This is a genomic window from Synechococcales cyanobacterium CNB (assembly GCA_030263455.1).
GTDB lineage: Bacteria > Planctomycetota > Phycisphaerae > Phycisphaerales > UBA1924 > CAADGN01.
On the sequence record SZOZ01000008.1, the window covers coordinates 130,790 to 155,498 of the forward strand.

Here is a 24,709-nt window from a genome sequence, read left to right on the forward strand (position 1 = left end):
CATGCTCTCTCTGCCCACGATCTCACCGGGAATGAAAGGACATGTCAATACCTTTCATGTGCTTTCGTCCGAGAAATCGAACCGATGGAAACATCGTTAGGATTGTGTTTGGTCCCGATTGTTCATGTCTGGCCAAGTTGCCGGGGTCGAGGAGGGTGATTCGAGCCGCGGCAGGAGATCGAGTGATCGTCGCTCCACGCCGCCTTGGTAGACTCGGGCTGCAGGGGCGAGGTAGAGAGAGAGGCCTTGTGGGCCGATGCATGCCGACCATGCTGGTCGCCGCGCTGGCGTGCGCGACCTCGCTCGTGACCAACGCAAGCGCGCGACCATCGTGCTGCGCGATTCCCGTCCGCGCGTTTGAGCCGCCGCGCGAGAGCGGCTGGACCGAGGCGGGCGATCGCCGCCTGATTCTGAGGCTGGCCCCCGGCGCGTCGCTCACGATCGGCGCTGACGGGCGTGCAGCCATCACGCATCCCGCGGTGGACGGGGCTGTTTCCGAGCTGCTGAGCCGCACCGTGAACTCGCTGGGTGGAGAGTTCGAGCCGGCACTCCCGTTCAAGCCTGCGAGCACGGCGGCGTTTGCTGCCTCCGGCCTGGACCGGTTCGTTGCCCTGAGGCTGGACGCGAGCGCGGATGCGGATGCTGTCGTGCGCGCGCTCGCCGAGTACCCGTCGCTGATCGTGAGCGTGCGTCCTTCGCGGATCGGCCGCGCCGCAACGCAGGGGACCATACCGGACGATCCACTTTTCCCGCTGCAGTACGCACTCCTGAACACGGGTCAGACCGTGCAAGGGCAGCAGGGCATCGCGGGCGCGGACATCCGCGCGACAGGCGCGTGGGCGTTCGGCGCGGTCGGGACGGGCGTCGTGGTCGCCGTCCTGGATTCGGGGATCAGCGCGAGCCACCCGGACCTGCTCGACAGGCTGCTGCCGGGCTGGAACTTCGTGGGCAACAACGACAACACGGACGACGAGTACTCCTCGCACGGCACGCACTGCGCCGGCATCGCGGCGGCCTCCGGCGACAACGGCGTGGGCATCGCGGGCGTCGCGTGGTCCGCCGGCATTCTGCCGGTGAAGGTGCTGAACAAGTACGGCTTCGGCACGGAACTGCTCTGCGGGGCGGGCCTGGTCTGGGCGGCGGATCGGGGTGCGCGGGTCGCGTCGGTGAGCATCGGGTTCGACCCCGCGCCGGGCGGGGACGAGGACACCTTTCTTCGCGCCGCCGTCGATTACGCGACGGCTGCCGGCATGCTGGTGGTGGCCTCCGCGGGCAACACGCCGACCGCCCCGGTCGTCGCGCCGGCCCGGTACCCCAACGCGGTCGCGGTCGGCGCGACGGACAACCGCGACATCCTGTGGCCTGCGAGCGCGACGGGGCCTGAGATCAGCGTGGTCGCGCCCGGTGTCGGCATCATTTCGACGTGGGACTCGAAGCACTTCGGCCAGGGTGAGAACACGTATGACTACGCGACGGGCACGAGCCAGGCGTGCCCGCACGTCGCGGGTCTGGCCGCGCTGCTCTTTGCCGTTGACCCGTCGCTCACCCCGGCGAAGGCCCGAAGGATCATCGAATCGACGGCGGACGACCTGGGTCCGCCGGGCCGGGACGACCAGCACGGTCACGGGCGCATCAACGCGGAACGGGCCGTTCGCGCTGCGCTCGCCCATCTGCCGGACGACGCGATCAACGGGGACGAGTGGTGGTGGTGCGTCGCGGACTTCAACCGCGACGGCATCGTGGACACACGCGACTTCGTCGGATACCTCAACGCGTGGGCGGGGGGCGAGGATGACGCCGACATCGCGGCGCCGTTCGGCGTGGTGGACACACTGGACTTCCTGGCGTTCTTGAACTGGTTTGCGAAGGGTTGTCCGTGAGAGCCAGGCTGGAGAAGCGAAGCACGAACCGCTCATCTCATCACATCGGCGCAAAGAAAGAATGCCCCCGGGCGTCGGTGGGTCGCCCGGGGGCTGGGAGGCGCGGGACCGACGGAGCCTGAAGACTCAGGCCCTCACGCCGATCCCGGTGGCGGGACCACGGGTTGTCGCTCGGGCGGCGCGGCGCGCTCCGTGCGCCGACGCGCCCGGCGTGTCATCCATCAACTGCACCCCATGCTGTTGCCGCAGTTGAGGCACTTGTAGCAGGTGCCGTTGCGAACGGTGATCGTGCCGCAGACGTCGCACGGCGGGGCGTCGTTCACGCTGTCGAGGGCGACCGAGAGCGTTGACGCCTGCACGGACGTGTAATCGACCAGCACCATCGACGATCGCCGCGAGACGGCGGCCGGCGGCGGCACGGCCTGCGCACTCGGGCGCGGCTCGACGATCGCCGACATCGCGGACGGCGCGGACGGCGCCCTCTGCGGCTCGGCAACGGGAACGGAGGCTGGGGTCGTGCAACTCGGTTGCTCCTTCGTGGTGGTGTCCCAGGCGGAGGGCGCCCGCCGCTGCTCTTCGGACGGGCGGCGCGGCGCGTTGGCCTCGCGGTAGCCGGGGATGAACTGCATCCCGAGCCAGCGGAAGATGTAGTCCACGAGGCTCTTGGCCATGGGGATGTCGCGGTTTGTGGTCATGCCCGCCGGCTCGAAGCGCTGGTGGGTGAACTTCGTGACGAGGCTCTCGACCGGGACGCCGTACTGCAGCGCGACGCTGGTTGCCGTTCCGAGCGAGTCCATTAGCCCGCCGATGGTGGAGCCTTCCTTGGCCATGGTGATGAACAGCTCGCCGGGGAGGCCGTCCTCGTAGAGGCCGACGGTCAGGTATCCCTCGTGTCCGGCGACGTTGAACTTGTGGGTGATCGAGCGTCGCGTGTCGGGGAGCCGGCGGCGCATGGGGCGGTGGATGATGGTGATGCCGTCGCTGGAGGAATCAGCCGGTCCACTCGCAGTCGCCGCAGCCGGGGCGGATGCAGCCGAAGCCGCCGGTGCCGCCGCCGGGCGGACAGACTCCCCCGCTTGGTGGCCCTCCCCTCGGGCGACTTCCGCATCCGCTGCCGCGGGGGTGTCCGACTTGGTGCTGAGCGGCTGGCTGAGTTTGCACCCGTCGCGGTAGAGGGCGTTGGCCTTGAGGCCGAGCTCCCAACTGAGGCGGTAGCAGGCCTTGACGTCTTCGACCGTGGCTTCGTTGGGGAGGTTGATGGTTTTGCTGATCGCGCCGCTGATGAAGGGCTGGGCCGCGGCCATCATGCGGATGTGCCCCTCGGGCCGGATGTACCGGACGCCGGTGCGGCCGCACTTGTTGGCGCAGTCGAAGACGGGCAGATGCTCCGGTTTGAGGTGCGGCGCCCCTTCGACGGTCTGCGTGCCGCAGATGACGCGGTTGAGATGCTCGATCTGCGCCGCGGTCAGTCCGATCGCCCGCAGCACGCTGAAGGCGGGGTCTGCCTTCGCGGCGTCGGCGTCGATACCGAGGCGTTTGAGCGCGTCGTCTCCCAAGGCGAATGGCGCGAAGGCGAAGGAGAGTTCGAAGACGGTGGCGAGCAGTGCCGCGATGCGTTCGAGGTCGGATTCGTTGAGGCCTCGGGAGAGGAGCCAGCGTGAGAAGGTCTGTCCCTTCTTCGCGGCCTTGACGCCGTCGGGCAGGGGGACATCGAGGTGCAGTGTGCCGAGAAGGTATTGGAGGATTTCGCGGACCTGCGTGCGGTCGTAGCCGAGGGCGACGAGGGCCGGCTCGACGGAGTCGTTAGCAATCTTGAAGTACCCGCCGCCGGCGAGTTTCTTGAACTTGACGAGGGCGAAGTCCGGCTCGACGCCGGTGGTGTCGCAATCCATGAGCAGGCCGATGGTGCCGGTCGGGGCGATGACGGTGACCTGCGCGTTTCGGTACCCGTGTTTTTCGCCGAGTGAGTGGGCCTCGTCCCAGGCCTGGGTGGCGTGCGCGAGGAGCGACTTGCCGTTGGCGAGCCGGAGCGACCCGGAGCGGATCAGTTCGTGGTCGATCGGGACGGGGCGGATGCGGAGGTCTTCCCATTCGTCCGAGTGCCGGTCGACCCCGTGGGCGGCGCGGCGGTGGTTCCGGATCACTCGGAGCATGGGGCCACGATCGGCCTCGAAGCCGGCGAACGGCCCGTGCTCGGCGGCCATGAGCGCGGACTGCCGGTAGGCGCGCCCGGTGAGGATCGACGTGAGGCAGGCGCACACGGCCCTCGCCTCGTCGGAATCGTAGGGGATGCCCGCCTGCATCAGCATCGCGCCGAGGTTCGCGTAACCCAGGCCGAGCGTGCGGTACTTCCAGCTCAGTTCGGCGATGCGGCTGCTGGGGTAGGCGGCCATGAGCACGCTGATCTCGAGGACGGTTGTCCAGAGGTCGATGGCGTGCTCGTAGGCTTCGGCGTCGAAGAGTCGCCTGGTCGAGTCGTAGAAGCGCAGCACGTTCAGCGAGGCGAGGTTGCAGGCGGTGTCGTCGAGGAACATGTATTCGCTGCAGGGGTTGCTCGCGTTGATCGCGCCGCCGTGCGGGCAGGTGTGCCAGGCGTTGATGGTTGAGTCGAACTGCACGCCGGGGTCGGCGCAGCGCCAGGCAGCGAAGGCCACGTCGTCCCAGAGTTTGCGGGCCTTGAAGACGCGGGCGACCTGGCCGGTGGTGCGCCACGTCGTCTCCCACTCGGCGTCGGCGTCCACCGCGTCGAAGAACTCGTCCGGCACGCGGACGGAGTTGTTCGAGTTCTGCCCGCTGACGGTCTGGTAGGCCTCGCCGTTGAAGTCGTAGTCGAGATCCAGCCCGAGCCGCCGGCAGGTCTCGGCGATCTCCTTGTCGGTCTTTTTGAGGAGGCGCAGCCCCTCCACCATCGCCGCGACCTTGATCTCTTCACGGACCTTCCAGTTGATGAAGGCCTCGATGTCGGGGTGGTCCATGTCGAGGCAGACCATCTTGGCGGCGCGGCGTGTGGTTCCGCCGCTCTTGATGGCGGCCGCGGCCCGGTCGCCGATGCGGAGCCAGGACATCAGCCCGCTGCTTCGTCCGCCGCCGCTGAGGCGTTCGCCCTCGGCGCGCAGGCCGGAGAAGTTCGTGCCGGTGCCCGAGCCGTACTTGAACAGCCTGGCCTCGCGGGTCCAGAGGTCCATGATGCCGCCGGGGTTCACGAGATCGTCGGTGATCGACTGGATGAAGCACGCATGGGGTTGCGGGTGGCTGTAGGCGTCGGCGGCCTCGCGCACCTCGCCCGTCACCGGATCGGGGACGAAGTGCCCCTGCGCCGGACCGTCGATCCCGTAGGCCCAGTACAGCCCTGTGTTGAACCACTGCGGGCTGTTCGGCGCGCACATCTGGTGGACCATCATGTAGACGAGTTCGTCGTAAAACGCGCGAGCGTCCTCCGGTGTGTCGAAGTACCCGTGCTTCTCGCCCCAGTGCCGCCAGCACCCCGCCAAGCGATGGATCACCTGGCGGGCAGAACGCTCGGGGCCGAGCACGGGATTGCCGTCCTCGCCCGTGACGACGGGCGAATCGCCCGGCAGCGCGTAGGGCTGCTCCAGTTGCGGCACGCCCGCCTTGCGGAAGTACTTGCTCACCATGATGTCCACGGCGAGCTGGCTCCACGACGCGGGCGCCTCGGCGTCCTTCATCTCGAAGACGACCGAACCGTCCGGGTTGGTGATGCGACTCGACCGCTGCGACCACTGCACGGTGGCGAAGGGATCGGAACCGGCTGTCGTGAACTTCCGTGTGATCTTCATGGCTGCGTTTCCATGCAACAAGACCCCAACTTCCCCGCGTCTAGTCCACCCTCGGCAGTGTCAGCCCTTCCTGGTTCTGGTATTTGCCGCCCTTGTCCGCGTAACTGCGTTCGCAGGCCATCTCCGCCTTCAGGAAGACGAGTTGCGCGATGCCCTCGTTGGCGTACACCCGCGCCGGGAGAGGCGTGGTGTTGCTGATCTCGAGGGTGATGCGTCCGCGCCACTCCGGCTCCAGCGGCGTGACGTTCACGATCAGGCCGCAGCGTGCGTAGGTGCTCTTGCCCACGCAGATGGCGAGCACGTCGCGTGGTACTTCGACGAACTCGACGGTCTCACAGAGCGCGAAGGAGTTGGGCGGGATGATGACGTACTCTGTGCCGGTCTTTGCGGTGTCCACTTCGACCATGAAGTCGTCGCTGAAGCGTTTGGGGTCCACGACGGCGACGTCGCCGTGGCGCGGCGTGGGGGTGAAGATCTTGAACCGGGAGCCGACTCGGACGTCGTAGCCGTAGCTGGAGACGCCGTAGGAGATGCGTCCCGGCCGCTTGACGGCATCCTCGAAAGGCTCGATGCGGACGAGCCGTCGGATCTGGCTGTCGCAGAGCACGGGCACTGGCCGACCCCCGCTTCCAAAGGGGTGCCGATACGCAACACCCCCGGCGCGACGGCCCTCGCCGTCACGTCGCGTCCCTTGACTGTTCAATACCCAAACATATTCCGACTGTCGAGTCCCGTCCACCGAGACGGGTTGGCAGCATACCACTACGGATCGTGTCGGCAAGGGGGTCGAACCACAAAATCCGGGGGAGAGGCTGTGGACAAACTTGCGCAAAGATCGCAAGCGGCGAAAGAACCGCCGCTTGCGCGCGGCCTAACTTTTTCGCCCCCCCCTGCCGCGCGCGATCCACACCCGGCATGGCGCAAACATCGGGATCGAACCAAACTGTTCGCGGGCTTGTCGCGTACCCTTGCCTTCGAGGGGCCAGGCGGAGACCACGGCGTGCAGACCATCGCTGGAAACAGGCATCGTGCGGCCGTGGCCTTGGCGGTCGCGCTTGCGGGGTCGTCGCTCGGCCTTGTCGCGTGTTCCAGCGGGAAGAAGAAGCCCTCGCGCGTGCAGCCGACGCCTTACGTCAGCCGCGAGGTGGAGCCGATCCTTCGCGGCACCGTGGGTTCCGTCGCCACGACCCGCGCGGGCGAGATGATCCTGCTCTCGGGGTTTGGCCTGGTCGTGGGCCTGAACGGCACGGGCGGGGGCACGCTTCCGGAGCCGATCGCAGCGACCATGGAGCGGACGATGAGCCTGCGGGGCCTGGGCAGGGCCGCCTCGGTCGAGGGCACCGCCCTGATCAACCCGCTGACGGGACAGCCTCGGTCGCCCCGCGAGGTTCTCCGCGACCCGAACACGGCCGTCGTGCAAGTACAGGCGGTGCTGGCACGCGGGTCGCCCGAGGGCTTCAGATTCGACGTCTTTGTTGAGGCCCTGAACGCTTCATCGCTCGAAGGCGGCACCCTGTGGAGCACGGACCTGCGGCTCGGCCCGCCGGGGCTGTTCGGCGCGACCCAGACCCGCCGGATCGCCCAGGCTCGCGGACCGATCTTCATCAACCCGTTCACCGACCCGGGGTCTGCCGGCACGACGACGCAGCGGACGGTCGGCCGCGTGCTGGACGGCGGGGTGGTCGTGGAGCCGCTGTCGATCGTGCTGAACCTCGACGTTCCCTCGCACCTGGTCGCGCGGCGGATCACGGAGGCGATCAACTCGCGGTTCCCGATGGGGCCGGGCGATGACGGTCCGGTCGCCCGGGGCCGGAGCGATTCGATCGTCGAGTTGTCCGTGCCCGCGGCGTACCGGGAGCGACCCGCGGAATACCTGACGCTCATTGAGTTCCTGCACGTGGACACGCTGAACACCGAGGTCCACGCCAGGCGGTTCGTCGATGCCCTCAAGTCCCAGCCCGAGATGAGCGAGGAGTTGTCGTGGTGCCTGGCCGCGCTGGGCGACCGCGCCCTTCCCTTCGCCCGCGAGTTGTACGGCTACCCGGAGATCATGCCTCGGATGGCGGCGTTGCGGGCGGGAGTGCTGCTGCGCGACCCGATGGCTGCTCCGCACCTGGAGGACCTGGCCCGGAACGGCGTGGGTGCGATCCGGCACGACGCGATCGGGATGCTCGGGCGCATCGACTCCGGTCCCTCGACGGACATGCTGCTGCGTGAACTGGCCGGTTCACGGGAGCTCACCGTCCGCGTCGCGGCTTACGAGGCGATGGTCAAGCGGAGCCAGCGGGCGTACCTGCGTCAACTGGTCGCTCGTGAGGCGTCCCGCCCGGCCGGGGCCGGCCCGGTGATGACCCAAGCGGACCTCGAGTTCATCGCCACGATGACGCTTCCGGAGGATCCGATCCGTCGGGTGCGCCGGACGCCAGTCGCCGGGCGTTTCCTGCTCGACCGGGTGCCCGAGGGCGAGCCGATGGTCTACATCACGCAGCAGGGGACGCCGAAGATCGTGCTGTTCGGGTCGGATATCCGGCTGGTGAAGCCCTTGCTCGCATCGGCGTGGTCGGATCGGCTGATGGTGACCGCGGACTCGCAAGAGGAGCCTGCCCGGCTGTACTACCGGGACCACCGGACCGGGCGGACGACGGTGCAGCAGGTTGCGGACGACGCCGAGTCGCTGATTTTCTTCTTTGCACACGAGCAGACGCCTGAGGATCCGCGGCCCGGCCTCGGCCTGAGTTACTCGGAGGTCGTGGGCGCGCTCCATGCGCTCTACGAGAGCCGGGCCTTGAATGCCTCCTTCACGACGGAGACCGACCGGCTGGTGGCGTTGCTGGCGGAGGCGGCAGCGGACACGGAGACGATGATGCGTCCCGAGTCGCCGACGGATGCGGAGATCAAGCGTGCGGAGCGGCAGATTCCGACGATCCACCGCGAGGTGCCGAGGCCGACGCTCGTGCCCATCCCCCCACCGTCCGGCCGGCGCGGGTCTTGACGGAGCGAGCGTGGACAGGCCGATAAGTCGAATCTGCGGCCCACGGCGGAGCAGCGGACGCTACTCTGTCGCGGCTCGCCCGGTCGCCCGGTGGCGTCCGGCCGGGCTTGGTCGCCGGCTCACGGACGTAGCCGGCCTCCGCCCCGGAAGCCGAAACGGGGCGGCGTGACAGGGAGGTTGCGGATGCGTCTTGTCCGGCTCACGCTCAACGGGTTCAAGTCCTTCGCCGACGCGACGGAGTTCACGTTCGACGAGTCGATCACGGGGATCGTCGGCCCGAACGGGTGCGGGAAGAGCAACGTCGTGGACGCGGTGAAGTGGGTGCTCGGCGAGCGTTCGAGCAAGAGCCTGCGCGGGAAGGAGATGATCGATGTCATCTTCGCCGGCTCAGCCGGGCGCAAGCCGGCGGGCATGGCGAGCGTGACGCTCACCTTCGAGAACCCGGAGGTCGTCGGCGCGCCGGTCGCCGCCGGTGACGGCGAGTTGATCGCGGTCGCGGCGGTCGGCGATGAGGACAACCCGGACGACCCGGACGACCCGGCGGGCGACGAAGGCGTTTCCGTGATCGATGCGCGGCTGCGTGGTCGGCGGTCCCTGCCCATCGACGCCGACGTCGTCGAGGTGGAGCGGCGGCTGTACCGCGACGGCACGAGCCAGTACCTCATCAACGGCCGGAGGGCGCGGCTGCGCGACATCCGCGAGCTTTTTCTCGACACGGGCGTGGGCGCGGATGCGTACTCGATCATCGAGCAGGGGAAGGTCGATGCCATGCTGCTCGCCTCGCCGCAGGAGCGGCGCACGGTGTTCGAGGAAGCAGCGGGGATCGCGCGGTACAAGCAGCGGCGCGTCGAGTCCGAGCGTCGGCTGGAGCGCTCGCAGGCGAACCTTTCGCTGACGCGTGAGCAGCTCGAATCGACGGAGCGCCGGCTGCGCATCGTGCGCGGCCAGGCCGCCAAGGCGCGCCGCTTCCGGGAACTGGACGACGAACTGCGGGCGTTGCGCGCTGCGGTCGCGTTCGACCAGTACGACGACCTGCGTCAGCGTCTCGACGGGCTGACCTCTCGGCTGACGGACCTGGAAGGCAAGCGCGAGGAAGCCATCGAGAAGGTGCGCCACTACGAGGCGGCGCGGCAGGAGGCCGATCTTGCCCGCGCCGAGCTGGCGAGCGAGCAGCGGCGCGCCGAGCAGTCCCGGCTGCAGAGTGAGCACGAGGCATCCAGCGCGGCGCAGCGAGCGGAGATGGCCCGGGCCACGCTCGCCGAGACGCGCCGCCAGGCGGAGGTGGACGCCGCACGACTGGCCGAGGCAAGGCGGAAGATCGACGACCTCGGTGCGGCGGCTGACCGGCTGGCCGAGCAGGTGGCCGCGCTTGCCGAGAGCGTCGCGGACGCCGAGCGCGCCTTGAGCCGAGCGGGTGAAGAACGTGCGGAAGTCGTCGCGCGGCTGGCGGAAGAGACGGCGTCGCTCAACGAGCGGCGTGCTGCGGTGGTGAGCGTGGACCGCGAGCGCACTGGGCTGCTGGCGTCGATCGAGAGCGACGAGCGTCGCGTGGAATCGGTGCGTGACGAACTGGAACGGCTCGCGTCGCGGATCGGCGCTCTCGAGGGCGAAGCCGCGAACCTGCGCCGCGAAGCCGATGCGCTGGAAACGGCGACGAGGCGGCGCGAGGCGCGCGCCGCGGAACTCGAGACGGAACTGCTGCGGCGTGATGACTCCTCGGCCTCGCTGTCGGAGGGCCGCCGCGTCGTGGCGGAGCGACTTGCGGAGCGCGAGCAGCACCACGTGCGGCTCGACAGCCGGCGGCAGACGCTTGAAGAAATGCTCGCGGCCCGCGCGGGGCTGGGCGAGGCGGTGCGGGCGGTGCTGGCACGGCGCGAGCGCGGCGAGGGTTTCACGGGTGTGATCGCGCCGCTCGCCGACTTGGTGGAGACTTCGCCGGAGCACGCCGCAGCGGTCGAGGCCGCGCTGGGGCCGGCGCTGCAGGCGCTGGTGGTTGAGACGGTGTCTTCGCTGCCGCGCCCTGAGGAACTCGCCACGCTGCCCGGCCGCGTGACGTTCGTCCCGATCGCGCGGATCGGCCCGATGCCGGCCCGCAAGTCGCCCGGCGCGGCGGACGGCGCGTTCGAGCGCGTCGTACCGCTGCGCACGGTCGTGCGTGCTCGTGGCGGTCTCGAGAGCGAGCGCACCGAGGCTCTCCTCGACCGCCTGCTCGGCGATGCGTACCTCGTGCCTGACCTGGACTCGGCGGTGCTGCTCGCCGCGGGACCGCTCGCGGGATGCCGAATGGTGACGCGCGACGGTTCGGCACTGGAGCCGGACGGGCGTGTCGTCGCCGGTCCGCGGGCGGCGTCCGAGGGCGTGCTGCAGCAGCGCAGCGAACTGACTCGCCTGGAGGCGGAACTGGACGAATCGGCGGCGGGCCTGGCACGGGAACGAGCCGCGCTGGAGCGGGTCGATGCCGAGGCCGCCGCGCTCAACGCCGTGCGCACGGAACTTCGTCAGTCGCTGGCGAACGAGCAGCGGCAACTTGCCTCGGAGCAGTCCCGCCTGGACCGCCTGCGGACCGAGGCGGCGCGTCTCGAACGCGAGCGGCAGGGCGCTGCGGAGGAGGCGGACCGAGCGCGTGAACGACTCGCCCGCATCGAGCGAGATCGGGCCGCGCTGCGCGAGCGGGCGGAGATGCTGGCGCGCCTGCACGACGACCAGGCGGCGGAGGCCGAACGCCTCGAAGCGGAAGTCGCCCGCACGCAGGCGCTGCGGGACGCGATCGGCGAGCGGATCGGGTCGGCAAGGGTCGAGATCGGGCGTGTCGGCGAGCAGTTGGCGGCGGCACGGCGCGAGCACAGCCGCGTTCAACTCGCCCGCGATGACGCCGAGCGGCAGGTGCGCGACGTCGAGCAGCACCTTGCGCGTGTGCGGGCACGGGTCGCGGACCTGGAGCGTGAGATCGACGACGCCGGGGGGCGCGAGGCGGATGCTCGCGCGGAAGCGGAACGCCTCCTCGCCGAATGCGAGCGGACAACGGCGAGTCTCGCGGAAGCGGACGCCCGGGCGTCCGAACTGGGCGAGGCGCTGGGGGTTGCGCGGCAGCGGGCGCACGCCGTGGAGCGCGACTGGCACAGCGTCGAGGTCGCCCGGCGCGAGGTGGAGGTCAAGCGTGAGAACATCGAGGAGCGAGCCCAGGAGGATCTCGGCATCGACCTGAACGCCGAGTACGCCGACTACCGCGCCGTGATGGAGCCGGGCGACGTGGCGCGCGTGGACCAGTCCGAGGCTTCGGCTCGCATCGACGCGCTGCGTGAGGAGATTCGTCGGCTGGGGAACGTGAACCTCGACGCGATCGAGGAAGAGACGCAGTTGGAGGGCCGGAACGAGGAACTCTCGCGGCAGGTGGCCGACATCGACGAGGCGTGTGTGAAGCTGCGCGAGTTGATCGACCGGCTGAACGTGGCGAGCCGGGAGCGATTCGCGGAGGCGTTCGAGCGCATCACGCGCGAGTTCGCGGGGCAGGAGGGCATGTTCCGACGGCTGTTCGGCGGCGGCAGCGCGGAACTGCGGCTGATGCCGCTCGTCAAGACCGTCGACGGCCCGGACGGCCCGCGGAAGGTGGAGACCGACGAGATCGACCTGCTCGAGAGCGGCATCGAGATCGTCGCCAAGCCGCCGGGCAAGCAGCCGCGCACCATCAGCCAGCTCTCCGGCGGCGAGAAGACGCTGACCGCGGTGGCTCTGCTGATGTCCATTTTCCGCAGCAAGCCGAGTTGCTTCTGCATTCTCGACGAGGTGGACGCCGCGCTCGACGACGCCAACGTCGGCCGGTACTGCGAGGTCGTCCGGCAGTTCACCGATCGCTCGCACTTCATTGTCATCACGCACAACAAGCGAACGATGCAGGCCGCGGATCGCCTGTACGGCGTGACGATGCAGGAACGTGGCGTCTCGACTCGCGTGAGCGTGAAGTTCGAGCAGACGGGCGGACGGGTGCAGGCCGAGGGCGCACCCGCGGCCGCCGAGGTGAAGACGAACGGCGCGATCTCGAACGGCGATGCCACGCCGCTGCGTCGCGCCCTCGGCGTGATGCGCGAGGCACGCGAAGCCTCGACAGTCGAGCGCTCGTAGACGGGCCTACTCCGACCGGCGGGCAAGGTCGCCGCGCTGCCACGCGCGGATGACCGCCCCCGCGACCTCGTCGCACGCCTTCGGGGCGGAGTCGCCGGCGCAGTTTGTCGCTACGAGCACGGCGAAATCCTTCTCCGGCGCGGCCCAGACCACGCAGAACCACATCGTGTTGCTTCCGGCGTGCGTGAGCGTGCTCCCCCCCGCCCAAGGCCGAGCCGGCGTCCCCCACCCCATCGCGTACGACTGGGCGTCGGCGTCCTCGTGCATGGCGGCGAAGGAGTCGGGCTTGAGCAGCAGGCCCCGCTCGCCGCGCGCGCCGGCGAGGTGCAGTCGCACGAACTTCGCCCAGTCCGCGAGGGAGGCGTGGACGGTCCCGGCCGGCGCGAGCACGGCCGGGTTGTCCGCGCGCGGCCCCGGCTCGACGGGCGTCCACGAGTCGCCCGTGCGGCGGTGCGCGCGCGGCTGGTCGATCCTGCCTGCGTTGCCGGGCGGTCCGAAGCCGGCCGAGCCCATCTCGAGCGGGGCGAAGACGCGCTCGCGGACCAGGTCTTCCCACGCCCTGCCCGTGACGCGCTCGCACATCGCGCCGGCGATGATGTACCCGGCGTTGGAGTAGTGCATCGCGGAACCGGGCTGGACCTCGGGCGCGTCGGCGAAAGCGAGTTCGACGACACGGCGTCGCCGGTCGATCATCGGGCCGGTGAGCGTCCAGAGCCTGGCGTGCAGTGAGTCGGGTCGGCGATCCTCGGCGAGACCGGAGCGGTGGCGGAGGAACTGCGCGAGCGTGACACCGCGCCATCCCTCGTGGATGGTATCGATCTGGTCCGCGAAGACCTCGCCGACGGTGGAATCCCAGCGGAGCAATCCTTCCTCGACGAGCACGCCGCAGAGCGTCGCGGTCATCGCCTTGGTGCATGAGCCGAGATGCCAGAGGTCATCGCGGGAGACGGGTTGCTCGCTTCCGGCGGCGCGCACGCCCACGGCTTCGAGAGCAACGATCTCGCCCTCGACGATGACGGCAGCGGCGAGCGCGGGCAGACCGTGCTGAGAACGCCGGGCATTGAGTTCGGCAGCGAGTGTCCAGTCCTGTGCGAAGACCGACTGCCCCAGGATGCACAGGAACACGAGTACGATCCGAAGAGCCATACGCCTGCCTCCATCCATGGCCTGGTTCATGACTAAACCACGGCTCAAGTCCTGACACGCACCGGCGGTGGGTTCACTCGACGAGCACACCCCCCACAAGTTCCCCGATCCCCGCTGTGCCATGCCTTCCCACCCACCGCTCCAGGCCGCGGACGACGCGCACCGGTGAGCGTGGGTCGGCAAAGAGCGCGGTGCCCATCTGCACCGCGCTTGCGCCGGCGAGGATGAGTTCGGCGGCATCGTCCCATGTCTGCACGCCGCCGCAGCCGATGATGGGCGTGCCGGTGTCGCGGCAGACGAGCCGGTGCGCGTCGTAGACGAGTTTGACGGCGATGGGGTGCACGGCAGGCCCGCTCAGCCCGCCGGTCACGTTCGCCAATCGCGGCCTTCGCGTCGCGGGGTCGATCGCCATCGCGGGCACGGTGTTCGCGATCGTCAGGGCGTCCGCGCCGGGTCGGCTGTTCGGCCCGCTCGGCACAGCCCCTGCCTCGATCGCGGCCCGCGCGAGGTCGGCGATGCCGTGCGGCGTGCCGATGGCCACCGGGCTGAGTTTCACGAACATCCGAGTTCGCGGGAGCGCGGCCCGGACAGCCCCCACCAGTTCGCGCAGCAGCCGGGGGTCTGCGCCAAACTCGGTTCCATGGCGCACGTTCGGACAGGAAACGTTCAGTTCTACCGCAGCGATCGCTTCGATCTCGCCCATCGCTCCCGCGACGAGGACGTAGTCATCCACGGAGAAGCCCGCGACGGAGCCAACGATTGCCGTCGGCACGCTGGGGATCCGTGGCGCGACGTGGGCCTCGAAGGCGTCCAGCCCGACGTTCGCCAGGCCGATCGAGTTGAGCATCCCCGCCTTGGATTCGAGGATGCGCCAGGTCGCGTTCCCCTCGCGAGGCTGGGGGGTGATCGACTTCGTCACAACCGCTCCGAGCTGGCCCAAGTCGAGTACATCCGCCATCTCGTCGAGCGTGCCGGCGGTCCCAGCGGCCAGCATGACGGGATTGCGCAGCCGCAATCCGGCAAGGTCGGTCACGAGCGTCGAGTCCCGGTGGTTCATCCTGTTCCGTAGCCTACTCCGCCCTGACTGTCTCGGTGTCCTCCGGGCGGCTTTCGGATCCTGCGCGTTGCGCCCGAATCACAGCGGCAGCGGCTATGGTTGGACATGGACGTCGAGCAACGGATCGCCCAGTTCGAGAAGATGGCTCTCGAAGACCCCGACAACGACATGGCCCACTTCTCGCTTGGGGGCGCGTACAACCAGGCGGGCCGGTTCGCCGAGGCGGCGGCCAGTTACCAGCGGTGCATCGCGCTGAATCCCGGCATGTCGAAGGCGTACCAGCTCGCCGGGGCCGCGCTCATGGCGTGCGGGCGCGAGGACGAGGCGGCTGAGGTGCTGACGCGGGGGTATGCCGCCGCGGCGGAGCGTGGCGACCTGATGCCGAAGAAGGCGATCGGGGAACTGCTGGAACGGCTCGGTCGGCCTGTTCCCGAGGTTCGTTCGGCCGCCCAGGCGCGCGCCCCCACTGCCGGCGGGTTCGTGTGCCGGCGCACGGGCCGGCCGGGGACGAAGATGGACCGCCCCCCCTTCCGCGGCCCTATCGGCGAGTGGATCGCGGCGAACATCTCGCGTGAGACCTGGGAGTCATGGATCGCGCAGGGCACCAAGGTGATCAACGAGTTGCGGCTGGACCTGAGCCGAGATGAGGACGCGGCAACTTACGACCAGCACATGAGGGAGTTCCTCGGCATGGAAGATGCCGATAAGCCGGGTCGGCATTAGACCCCGAGGAAACTCCGAATCGGGTTTGCGATGCCCGAACATCCATGAGACATCGGCCCGAAATCGGCCGTTTTCTCGGGAAACGGTCTTGAGACGAACCGCGGAACCCTTTACGCTGGGCGGCAGTAGGAACCGCTGTGTCGCGGTCTGAGAGAGTGTTCCCCGAGATCGAGAGGAGACAGGACATGAAGAAGCTCGCTGTTCTGCCGCTTGTGTGCGGCCTGGCTGTCGCGTCCCACGCGTCGGCGATGGATTACGTGTTCAACTTCGGCAACGTTCTGATCACGCCTGCCAACCCGCAGTCGCAGAACGCGAACCTCAGCCCCGGCGCGGGGTGGCAGGTCGTCGGCTTCACGTTCGACGGCTATTACAACTACACGCACTCGTTCTTCGCCACCGACGCCCGCCTGGACATCTTCGGGCCGGGCGGTTTCCACTACGCGGTCGGCGGGTACGACAACTACTCCGGCAACCCGTGGCAGTTCGGCGACGGCGAGGGTCAGAAGACCCACACCGCGGCGATCGGACCCGTGAACGCCAACGGCAACTGGACGGTCCAGATCATCAACGACTGGGCCCCCAGCAGCGGCCACAACTGGTCGAACCTGACCGTCACCCTGCACATGGTCCCCGCGCCCGGCGGCCTCGCGCTGCTCGGCCTGGCTGGCGCGGCCGCGTTCCGTCGCCGGCGTTGATATCGCCTCCTGAATCGCAGTGACAACACACGAGCGGCCCCGGCGTTCTGTCGGGGTCGCTTCTTTCATTGGGCTTGGCGATGCCCGTTGACACGTCAAAACGCCCCGGGGGCGGCTCCCGGGGCGGAGGGTTCAGAAGGGGATGGTGTTGCCGGTCAGGGCAGGCGTATCTTGTCGCTGCCGAGGGCGTCGTGGGCGTCCATGCCGCCGCGCTTCGGGCTGGGGGCCGGGCGTCCCGAGTCGTCGTCGCGTTCGTCGCCGCCGGTGGTGTCGCCCCACTGCGCCCGCTTGAGTGAGAGGCCGATCTTTCGGTCGGCGGTATCGACGCGGAGAATCTTGACGTCGATCTCGTCGCCGGGCTTGACGACGTCCTGGGGGTTCTCGACCTTGTGGTCGGCGAGTTCGGAGATGTGGAGAAGGCCCTCGAGATCGTCTTCGAGTTCGACGAAGACGCCGAAGTTGGTGATCTTGGTGACCTTGCCGCGGACGACCATGCCCGGCTTGTATGCCGAGGGGATGGCTTCGAGCCACGGGTCCTCGGTGAGTTGCTTGATGCCGAGGCTGATGCGCTGCTTCTCGCGGTCGACGTCGAGGACGACGCAGCGGACGACGTCGCCCTTCTTGACGACCTCGTTGGGGTGCGTGACCTTCTTGGTCCAGGACATGTCGGTGACGTGGAGGAGGCCGTCGATTCCCGGCTCGATCTCGACGAACGCGCCGTAGTTGGCGAGGTTGCGGACCGCGCCCTCGACGATGGTGCCCGGGGGGTACTTCTCGCCGACGAGTTCCCACGGGTTGACCTCGGTCTGCTTCATGCCGAGGCTGATTTCCTGCTTGTTCTTGTCCACGTCGAGGATGACGACGTCGACCTTGTCTCCCTGGTTGAGAACCTCGGAGGGGTGGTTGATGCGGCGAGTCCACGACATCTCGGAGATGTGGACGAGTCCCTCGATGCCGTCGTCGAGGCGGACGAACGCGCCGTAGGACATGATGTTGACGACCTCGCCGGTGACGCGTGCGCCGACGGGGTACTTCTTCTCGATCTCCTCCCAGGGGGAGGTTTCCTTCTGCTTGAGTCCGAGGGCGATCTTCTCCTTCTCCATGTCGATGTTGAGGATTTTGACCTCGATCTTGTCGTCGATCTTGAGGAGTTCGCTGGGATGGTTGATGCGACCCCACGACATGTCGGTGATGTGGAGCAGTCCATCGATCCCGCCCAGGTCGACGAACGCGCCGAAGTCGGCGATGTTCTTGACGGTGCCGGTGACGATGTCGCCTTCCTTGAGCGTGGAGAGCAGTCGCTTCTTGGCGGCGTCGCGCTCTTCCTCGATCAGTTTGCGTCGGCTGATGACGATGTTGCGGCGTTCGGTGTCGATCTTCAGGATCTGCGCCCGCACGCGGCGGCCGACGAAATCGCCGATCTCGTGCGGCCTGCGGATGTCCACCTGGCTCGCGGGCAGGAAGACCGGCACGCCGATGTCCACGAGCAGGCCGCCCTTGATCTTGCGCATCACCTGCCCCTCGACGACGTCCCCTTCCTTCGTCGAGTCGATGATCCGCTGCCAGTTGAGGATGCGGTCGGCCTTGCGCTTGGAGAGCTGGACCAGCCCGCCGTCGCCCTCGATGTTTTCGAGCAGGACGTCCACGGTCTCGCCCGGCTTGATCTCTTCATCGCCGAACTCCTCGCGCGGCACCAGCCCCTCGCTCTTGAGTCCGACTTCGAGGACCACGTCATCGCCCGCGAACCCGATGACCTTTCCCTTGATGATCTTGCCGGGCGACAGGTCCGCCAGGTTGTCAACCAGGAAGGCGTCCATGTGGGCGTCGGCGGGCGACTTGCCCAATGCCTCCGCCAGCAGGCGGTCCGTCTCCGCGTCCGTCAGTCCGAGCGATGCGATCAGCGTTTCATCAACCATGTTGTTCCTTCGATCGATTGTCGGGGCCGCTCCATCGTGCCGCGGTCGGCGTGCGGAAAGGCGGTGCGAACCCCGCGCCGGCGAGCCTTCGCCCTTCGGCGCGCCCCATCGGGGCTGTTGCAGGCAGGTGGGACCGCTTCCGCGCGCGCGGAATGACCGAGCGGGCCGACCACCGAGAGCTGGACGGTAGCCCGGCGCGACCGCCAAGGAAAGGCGTTTACGCCCCTCCGGGCGGCTCGCCGCGTCCGCTCAGGGCGAGCAGCAGGTCCGGCAACGAGTGGTCGAACGCTCCCCGCGTCAGCACCTCGTCGGCCCCGGCATCCCGAGCGGCCTGCAGGCGGGCTTTCTGCACGTGCGGCCCGAAGGCGACGATCCGGACCGTCGCCCCCGCCTCCGCCCGCGCCAGGGCGATCAGGTCCAGCCCGGCCTCTGCTTCGAGGTCCACGATCAATGCCCGGACGGGGGAGTCCGCCAGCCGTGCCCGGAGCATGTCAGCGTTGCGGGCGGGTCGGCAGGGGACGGCCAGCGCATCGGCGGTCGCCTTGATGCGGGTCGCCCACAGGAGGTCGGCAGCGGCGTAGAGTACCACGGTCGTTCCGGGGAAAGTGGAGAGGCCTACCGTACAGACTTCGCCGACGCCAGGCGGGCGCCGGAATCCAGCCGCGGCGTCGCACCGAAGCGACCAACTCGCAGCCGTTTGGAATGTTCGGCTCGCCGACCGCCGATGACAAGGTCGGTAGACAACACCGGCTCGCCCTCTCATCGGCGAGACCGGGGCTTGACACCACCGGACGTTGCACCCATGACACAGACAGCGACTCCCGCCGCGAAGCCCGCTCCCGCCGTCGGACGAGACCCGATCTTCGACGAGCTCGGCTTCCCCACGGACCCTGACAACCTCTACCTCCAGACCGTCGCCACCATGCTCCGCGCGGCGGAGTTGCTCGACCTGCGGCACCGAGTTCGCATCATCCTCGCCCAGCCGAAGAACGAGACCATGGTCCACTTCCCCGTCCGCATGGACGACGGGCACCACAAACTCTTCAAGGGCTACCGCGTCCAGCACAACAACGCCCTGGGCCCGTACAAGGGCGGCCTGCGTTTCCACCCCGACGTCCACCTCGACGACGTCAAGGCCCTCGCTCTCCTGATGACCATGAAGTGCTCCCTCGCCCGCGTGCCGTTCGGCGGGGGCAAGGGCGGCGTGAAGGTCGATCCCCGCGCCCACTCGCCCTCCGAGATGGAGCGCATCACACGCCGCTTCACCTCCGCGATCATGCACCTCATCGGCCCGGACTTTGACATCCCCGCCCCCGACGTCGGCACCAACGCGCAGCACATGGCGTGGATCGCCGACACCTACATGATGAGCCAGCCCAGCAACACGCCCAACGACGCGCTCCGCGTCGTGACAGGAAAGCCGGTCGAGTTCGGCGGCTCGCTCGGCCGCGAGAAGGCCACGGGACAGGGTGTCGTTGACGTGCTCATCGAGATGCTCCCCGAGCTGGGCATCGAACTCAAGGACATGCGGGTGAGCATCCTCGGCTTCGGGAACGTGGGCTCATGGGCCGGGCGCATTCTCGACGAACTCGGCGCGAAGATCGTCGCCGTCATGGATCACACCGGGGCGATCCGCAACGACGCCGGCTTCGACTGCGAGGCGCTGGCCGCGCACGTCGCGGAGAAGGGAGGCGTCGCGGGCTTCGGCAAGGGGACCGGCTCCGGCGGCAGCCCGCGCCTGGGCGGCCAGCCGATCTCCGCGGACGAGTTCTACAAGACCGCGGTGGACGTGTTCATTCCGGCCGCGCTCGAACAGATGATCAAGGAGCGCGAGGCGCGGATGCTCGACTGCAAGGTCGTGGTCGAGGCCGCCAACGCACCCACCGTCCCCGCGGGCGACCGCGTGCTGAGCGAGCGGGGGATCGAGGTCATCCCGGCCATTCTCGCCAACTCGGGCGGCGTGACGGTCTCCTACTTCGAGTGGGTGCAGAACAAGTCGTGCGTCACGTGGGATGCCGAGACCGTGGACAAGGAGCTCAACCGCCACATGGTGATGGCCGCGCGGCGCACCGTGCTCGCCCGCCAGCGATACGGCTGCGACATGCGCACCGCCGCTTACGTGGCCGCGCTCGACCACATCGGCAAGGTCTACGCCGTCCGCGGCATCTTCCCGTGAACCGCTGACAACCCGTCGATCACACGACGCAGGCCCGCCGTCCACCCCCGGCGGGCCTGTTTCATGCTCGGCCCCCGGGGTTGGCGTGACGTGGCGTGTGAAGGTTTGACGGCGGTCGGCACTTGCTCGCGCTTCATGCCCGATATGAACGTGCGAATGGTAAGCGTGCGGCACACCAGCGTCGGCTTGAAGCGGCCGGCGCCGGTGGCACAGGCCGGTCAATACATCGTCAGCCCGCCGTCGACGGCGATCACCTGGCCGGTCAGGTAGCCGGCGTCGTCGCTGGTGGCGTATGCGACGGCGGCGGCGATGTCCTCCGGGGTGCCGAGGCGCTTGACCGCCATGGTCTCCTTGACCTTTTCGACGATGGTCTCGGGGAGGCCTGCTGTCATGTCGGTCTCGACGAAGCCGGGGGCGATGAGGTTGCAGGTGATGCCCTTGGAACCGAGTTCGCGCGCGACGGTCTTCGTGAGACCGACGAGGCCCGCCTTGGCTGCTGCGTAGTTGGCCTGTCCGGGGTTGCCCATCAGGCCGCTGGTCGAGCCGATGTTGACGATGCGCCCGAAGCGGTTCTTCATCATTGGGCGTGCGGCGGCGCGGATGGCGACGAACGCACTGGTCAGGTTCACGCGCAGCACCTCATCCCACTCGGCGTCGGTCATGCGCAGCAGGAGGTTGTCGCGAGTGATGCCCGCGTTGTTCACGAGGATGTCAAGGCGGCCGAGTTCGCTGGCGACTTCGTCGATCGCTGCGGCGAGAGCGTCGGCGTGGCCGACGTCGACGGCCTTCACCCACGCGGAGCCGCCCGCTTCCTCGATCGTCGAGCGGACCTCGGTGAGGGGGCCTTCGGAACGCGCCACCAGGACGACGCGCCGCCCCTCGCGCGCCAGACGCACGGCCGCCGCGCGCCCGATGCCGCGGCTGGCTCCGGTTACGATCGCCACCCGGGCGTCGTCCGCATTGGTCATGGTCTGCCCCTTGGCTCGTGTCGGCCCGGTGCGAGTTCACCCGCCCGGGATGGTGATCGGCCCGCCGGGGGTGTTCTTACGGCGGGGGTCGCGTTCGGAGTCCTGCTGCGTGCCGCCCGGCGCCGTGCCCGGCGTAATTCCGGCGTCGCGGAGTTTGCGGAGCAGGTCGCGAATCTGCCGGACGACCTCCGGCGGCAACTGGTCGCCCATCTCCTCGAGCATCTTTTCGATGGCGTCGAGGTCGAGGTTGGCCGGGTCGAGACCCATCGCCCGCAACTGCGCGAGCACCTCTTCGGGCAGTCCGAAGGGGTTGCCGCCGTCGGCGAGCGCCATGCCGCCGGCGGACTCGTAGTCGCTCTGTGCCAGGCCGTCCCAGGCGGTCGCGCGGACACGGACTTCGGGCGTGGCGGGCGCACCGCCGAAGACCCAGGAGTCGAAGACGCGCGTGCCGTCCCAGCGCAGGATGTAGGACGCGCCCGGCTCCTGCACCGCGAAGGCGACGGATGCAGCCGTGGGTGATTCGCTGAAACGGGCGTAGTCGTCGATCCAGACGATGCGGACGGCCTCGATGCGCGAGGTCGCCTCGGCCCACTCGTCGGAAGCGACAAGCGTGTCCAGCACGCTCTGCGCGGGCTTGTCGAGCAGGCGACGGGCGGCGCTCGCGTCGCCCCGGGCGAAGGCGTCGGCGAGGCGCACGACAGCCTCGGCGAGCGAGCGATCCACGGGCGCCTGCGACTCGACGAACTGCACCGCCGCGCTGGCGTTGAGCGCCTGCACCACGGCGCGGGCGTCCACCGGCTCGGGCGGCGGAGGGGGGGGCGGCGCGGGCGGCGGCGGCGGGGGCGGAGGGGGCGGCGGCTTGCTGCACCCCCCGAGGGCGAGGGGGATCGAGGCGACCAGGCACGCCAGCGCGAGGCCGCGGGCGGCGAGGCGGGACGGCTTATTCGCTCGGAACATCGTGCGCCTCCACTTTCAACCCCCGGTCAATCCGTCGCATCAGCCCGGCGAGGGTTCGGCCGGGGGCGAGTTCATGCATCGCGGCCGCGGCGGTGTTGGCCGCGAGCCATCGGGCGCAGTCGGCCCAGCGGACGGGCTGGGTCAACTGCTCGACGAGGCGGAGGCGGATGGAGTCCGCAAGCGCCTTCGGCACAGGCGGGACGCCTGTGCCACCTTGGATCGTATCACTCGCCGCGGCGTGCGGCAGACCGGTCACGTTCGACAGCACGGGGCAGCGTGGGGGGCGGATGGTGGTGCGGGCGAGGGCCTCGGCGAGGCGTTCCGCGGCGGGGGCCATCAGCGGCGAGTGGAACGCGCCGGCGACGGGGAGCGGCTGGACGCGAAGGCCCATGGATTCCGCGGCCTTGACGGCGCGCTCGCAGGCCGCGGTCGCGCCGCTGAGGACGACCTGGCCGGGTGCGTTGAAGTTGGCGCAGACGAGGATGTCGGCGGCGCGGGCCGTGTCGCAGACGGCGCGGGCCTGGGCTTCGTCCGCGCCGATGAGGGCGACCATGCCGGAGGGTGTCGCTTCGGCGGCGTCCTGCATGGCGCGGCCGCGGAGGGTGACGAGTTCGAGTGCATCGGCGAACGCGATCGCGTCGGCGGCGTGGAGGGCGGTGTATTCGCCGAGCGAGAGGCCGGCCGTGGCGGCGAGGGGGAGTTCGTCGGGCGAGACGGCCCAGGCGGCGCAAAGGGCGCGCAGGCAGGCGACGGAGACGGTGAAGATCGCGGGCTGGGAGACGTCGGTGCGGTTGAGGGTGTCGGCTGGGCCGTCGAAGCAGAGGGATCGGAGGGGCGCGCCGAGGCGGGCGCCGAGGATGCGCTCCGCGTCGTCGAAGACGGCGCGTGCCTCGGGCGAGGCGTCGTGCCAGGCGCGTCCCATGGCGAGTGCCTGCGCGCCCTGGCCGGGGCAGAGGAGGACGATGGGGTTCATGGGGGACTGTAGGGGACGCTCCGGGAGTTGGGTGCGGAGCGCATGTGAAGGCCAAGAGCCGGAGGGCGTGGGGAATCACTATACTTCTGCGAGGTTGACCATGGTGTACTTCGGCAAGGTCAAGGGCGGTCGGATCGAGTTGGACCCGCCGGGGCGGCTGCCGGAGGGCGCGCGCGTTCGCGTCGAGCCTGTCGGTGAGCAGGGGAGCGGGAATGGACAGCATCCCGACCCGGCCGACAACCTCGCGAGCGAAGCCGTGGACGTCGGCATCACCGACATGTCGGACGAGCACGACCACTATGCAGCCGAGGGGGACGATCCTGTTTATCATTTGGGCGATGATGCCGCGGATGCCCCATCACTTTCCGCCGATCTGGCCGCTAGGCACGATCACTTCCTCTGCTGCACATAAAGGCGCAGCGACACTTGAGCGTGCTGCCCCTGACAGAACACCTCAACTCCCCGTTTGAACTGCTCCAGACTTCGGCTATCGCCGGCAGCCCGCGCGGTTCCTCCGGAGCGGGCGATCAACTCGTACCCCGTGCCACGCGACGACCGGACGATGTTAGGGTACTATGGAGGGCAAGAGGCTACTTGTGAGGCACTGCACCGCGCCTCCACAGGGCGGCGTCAATCACCGCACGATGGCCCTCTGTGTATGGTACGTTCTTGTCGTAACAGGACTTGCGCAATATCAAGGAAAGCCGACGGGAGGGGCTTGACAACCCCGCCCCCCCCCCGGTAAACTGCGGGGGAAGGCAGGGGCATGACCCATGCGCGCGTTGCTCGCTCTCGCAGCCCGGTTCGTTCCGCTGCTCGCCGGCACGGTCCTCTTCCTCGCCGGAATTGCGAAGGCCGTTCAGCCCTCAGATACCCTGACCTCGCTCGCATGGGTATTCGGGGAAGAAGCTGCTCCCGCAAGTCTCGTGCTCCTGATCTCGGTCGAGATCGTTCTCGGTTCACTGCTCGTTGCGTCTTTGCTGCCGAAGTGGTCGCTCGGCGCTTCGGTATTGCTGTTTAGTTCGTTCCTGGCCTGGATCGGTGTCTTGGAGTGGATGAACGCGCCAGTGGGGTGTGGCTGCGGCGTCCGCCTGCCGATGGCTTCCGCGCTGACGAGCGCCGACAGCCGGTCCGAGGCGCTTGTTCGCGCCGGGGGAATGTTCGTGTTGTGTGTGCTCGGGTTCGTGGGGTCTTGCCTTCGCACCACGACCGGGCTGATTCGAAATCCTGCGAAGGTGAGCGGAGTCGAATGATGAGAACTCATCGGGATCGGATCATTGCCCTGTTCCGTGCCGCGGCTGCCATCGGCA

Annotated in this window: 17 protein-coding genes; 8 read left to right on the forward strand and 9 right to left on the reverse strand. The window is 68.8% G+C overall.

The features are described from left to right. The first annotated feature begins 41 nt into the window (after positions 1 to 41). Positions 42 to 1,880, forward strand: a complete 1,839-nt coding sequence (locus FBT69_09380; protein ID MDL1905005.1) for a hypothetical protein — start codon at positions 42 to 44, stop codon at positions 1,878 to 1,880. 221 nt (positions 1,881 to 2,101) lie between these two features. Here the strand turns inward: FBT69_09380 and FBT69_09385 are convergent, their stop codons facing one another. Then, a complete protein-coding gene (locus FBT69_09385; GenBank protein MDL1905006.1) occupies positions 2,102 to 5,677 on the reverse strand; it encodes an adenosylcobalamin-dependent ribonucleoside-diphosphate reductase in 3,576 nt (1,191 codons plus the stop codon). 40 nt (positions 5,678 to 5,717) lie between these two features. Next, positions 5,718 to 6,290: a dCTP deaminase gene (locus FBT69_09390; GenBank protein ID MDL1905007.1), complete on the reverse strand. Its 573-nt coding sequence runs from the start codon at positions 6,288 to 6,290 to the stop codon at positions 5,718 to 5,720. Positions 6,291 to 6,677: 387 nt separating this feature from the next. Here FBT69_09390 and FBT69_09395 point away from each other — a divergent pair, with 387 nt between their 5' ends. Together FBT69_09395 and smc are read left to right on the forward strand one after the other, a co-directional pair. Then, on the forward strand, positions 6,678 to 8,669 hold the full coding sequence (locus FBT69_09395; protein MDL1905008.1) for a hypothetical protein: 1,992 nt from the start codon (positions 6,678 to 6,680) through the stop codon (positions 8,667 to 8,669). Between the two features lie 183 nt (positions 8,670 to 8,852). Then, on the forward strand, positions 8,853 to 12,788 hold the full coding sequence (gene smc / locus FBT69_09400) for a chromosome segregation protein SMC (protein ID MDL1905009.1): 3,936 nt from the start codon (positions 8,853 to 8,855) through the stop codon (positions 12,786 to 12,788). Positions 12,789 to 12,794: 6 nt separating this feature from the next. Here smc and FBT69_09405 read toward each other — a convergent pair whose 3' ends face one another. Both FBT69_09405 and FBT69_09410 read right to left on the reverse strand, forming a co-directional pair. Then, entirely contained in the window at positions 12,795 to 14,057 is a 1,263-nt protein-coding gene (locus FBT69_09405) for a beta-lactamase family protein (protein ID MDL1905010.1), read from the reverse strand. Beyond that, positions 14,008 to 14,991, reverse strand: coding sequence for a dihydroorotate dehydrogenase (locus FBT69_09410; GenBank protein ID MDL1905011.1), 984 nt, complete (start codon positions 14,989 to 14,991; stop codon positions 14,008 to 14,010). The genes FBT69_09405 and FBT69_09410 overlap by 50 nt, the downstream gene beginning before the upstream one ends. 105 nt (positions 14,992 to 15,096) lie before the next feature. Here FBT69_09410 and FBT69_09415 point away from each other — a divergent pair, with 105 nt between their 5' ends. After that, positions 15,097 to 15,714 carry a hypothetical protein gene (locus FBT69_09415; protein MDL1905012.1) on the forward strand — a complete coding sequence of 206 codons (618 nt, stop codon included), beginning with the start codon at positions 15,097 to 15,099 and terminating at the stop codon, positions 15,712 to 15,714. 185 nt (positions 15,715 to 15,899) lie between these two features. Beyond that, a complete protein-coding gene (locus FBT69_09420; protein ID MDL1905013.1) occupies positions 15,900 to 16,409 on the forward strand; it encodes a PEP-CTERM sorting domain-containing protein in 510 nt (169 codons plus the stop codon). Positions 16,410 to 16,564: 155 nt separating this feature from the next. Here FBT69_09420 and FBT69_09425 read toward each other — a convergent pair whose 3' ends face one another. Both FBT69_09425 and FBT69_09430 read right to left on the reverse strand, forming a co-directional pair. After that, entirely contained in the window at positions 16,565 to 18,325 is a 1,761-nt protein-coding gene (locus FBT69_09425; protein ID MDL1905014.1) for a 30S ribosomal protein S1, read from the reverse strand. A gap of 217 nt (positions 18,326 to 18,542) precedes the next feature. Then, complete coding sequence (locus FBT69_09430; protein ID MDL1905015.1) at positions 18,543 to 18,914, reverse strand: hypothetical protein; 372 nt, start codon at positions 18,912 to 18,914, stop codon at positions 18,543 to 18,545. Between the two features lie 213 nt (positions 18,915 to 19,127). Between FBT69_09430 and FBT69_09435 the strand changes: the two genes are divergently transcribed. Then, the gene (locus FBT69_09435; protein MDL1905016.1) at positions 19,128 to 20,501 is read left to right on the forward strand and encodes a Glu/Leu/Phe/Val dehydrogenase; all 1,374 of its coding nucleotides are present in this window, start codon (positions 19,128 to 19,130) and stop codon (positions 20,499 to 20,501) included. A 218-nt stretch (positions 20,502 to 20,719) separates the two neighbouring features. Here FBT69_09435 and fabG read toward each other — a convergent pair whose 3' ends face one another. The 3 genes from fabG to FBT69_09450 are packed head-to-tail and all read right to left on the reverse strand — an operon-like array spanning position 20,720 to position 23,399. Continuing rightward, positions 20,720 to 21,469 (reverse strand): 3-oxoacyl-[acyl-carrier-protein] reductase, encoded by a 750-nt coding sequence (gene fabG, locus FBT69_09440; GenBank protein ID MDL1905017.1) that lies wholly within the window; start codon positions 21,467 to 21,469, stop codon positions 20,720 to 20,722. 36 nt (positions 21,470 to 21,505) lie between these two features. Continuing rightward, positions 21,506 to 22,426 (reverse strand): radical SAM protein, encoded by a 921-nt coding sequence (locus FBT69_09445; protein MDL1905018.1) that lies wholly within the window; start codon positions 22,424 to 22,426, stop codon positions 21,506 to 21,508. Further along, on the reverse strand, positions 22,410 to 23,399 hold the full coding sequence (locus FBT69_09450) for an ACP S-malonyltransferase (protein ID MDL1905019.1): 990 nt from the start codon (positions 23,397 to 23,399) through the stop codon (positions 22,410 to 22,412). The genes FBT69_09445 and FBT69_09450 overlap by 17 nt, the downstream gene beginning before the upstream one ends. Positions 23,400 to 23,493: 94 nt before the next feature. Here FBT69_09450 and FBT69_09455 point away from each other — a divergent pair, with 94 nt between their 5' ends. Together FBT69_09455 and FBT69_09460 are read left to right on the forward strand one after the other, a co-directional pair. After that, the gene (locus tag FBT69_09455; GenBank protein ID MDL1905020.1) at positions 23,494 to 23,811 is read left to right on the forward strand and encodes a hypothetical protein; all 318 of its coding nucleotides are present in this window, start codon (positions 23,494 to 23,496) and stop codon (positions 23,809 to 23,811) included. Between the two features lie 361 nt (positions 23,812 to 24,172). Next, positions 24,173 to 24,652, forward strand: coding sequence for a hypothetical protein (locus FBT69_09460; GenBank protein ID MDL1905021.1), 480 nt, complete (start codon positions 24,173 to 24,175; stop codon positions 24,650 to 24,652). Positions 24,653 to 24,709 lie beyond the last annotated feature (57 nt).

What these genes read in the sequence shown, in the direction of transcription:
- FBT69_09380 (MDL1905005.1), top strand. Translation starts at nt 42, where the DNA reads ATGTCAATACCTTTCATGTGCTTTCGTCCGAGAAATCGAACCGATGGA.
- FBT69_09385 (MDL1905006.1), bottom strand. Translation starts at nt 5,677, where the DNA reads ATGAAGATCACACGGAAGTTCACGACAGCCGGTTCCGATCCCTTCGCC.
- smc (MDL1905009.1), top strand. Translation starts at nt 8,853, where the DNA reads ATGCGTCTTGTCCGGCTCACGCTCAACGGGTTCAAGTCCTTCGCCGAC.
- FBT69_09405 (MDL1905010.1), bottom strand. Translation starts at nt 14,057, where the DNA reads ATGGCACAGCGGGGATCGGGGAACTTGTGGGGGGTGTGCTCGTCGAGT.
- FBT69_09410 (MDL1905011.1), bottom strand. Translation starts at nt 14,991, where the DNA reads ATGAACCACCGGGACTCGACGCTCGTGACCGACCTTGCCGGATTGCGG.
- FBT69_09415 (MDL1905012.1), top strand. Translation starts at nt 15,097, where the DNA reads ATGGACGTCGAGCAACGGATCGCCCAGTTCGAGAAGATGGCTCTCGAA.
- FBT69_09420 (MDL1905013.1), top strand. Translation starts at nt 15,900, where the DNA reads ATGAAGAAGCTCGCTGTTCTGCCGCTTGTGTGCGGCCTGGCTGTCGCG.
- FBT69_09425 (MDL1905014.1), bottom strand. Translation starts at nt 18,325, where the DNA reads ATGGTTGATGAAACGCTGATCGCATCGCTCGGACTGACGGACGCGGAG.
- FBT69_09435 (MDL1905016.1), top strand. Translation starts at nt 19,128, where the DNA reads ATGACACAGACAGCGACTCCCGCCGCGAAGCCCGCTCCCGCCGTCGGA.
- fabG (MDL1905017.1), bottom strand. Translation starts at nt 21,469, where the DNA reads ATGACCAATGCGGACGACGCCCGGGTGGCGATCGTAACCGGAGCCAGC.
- FBT69_09445 (MDL1905018.1), bottom strand. Translation starts at nt 22,426, where the DNA reads ATGTTCCGAGCGAATAAGCCGTCCCGCCTCGCCGCCCGCGGCCTCGCG.
- FBT69_09450 (MDL1905019.1), bottom strand. Translation starts at nt 23,399, where the DNA reads ATGAACCCCATCGTCCTCCTCTGCCCCGGCCAGGGCGCGCAGGCACTC.
- FBT69_09460 (MDL1905021.1), top strand. Translation starts at nt 24,173, where the DNA reads ATGCGCGCGTTGCTCGCTCTCGCAGCCCGGTTCGTTCCGCTGCTCGCC.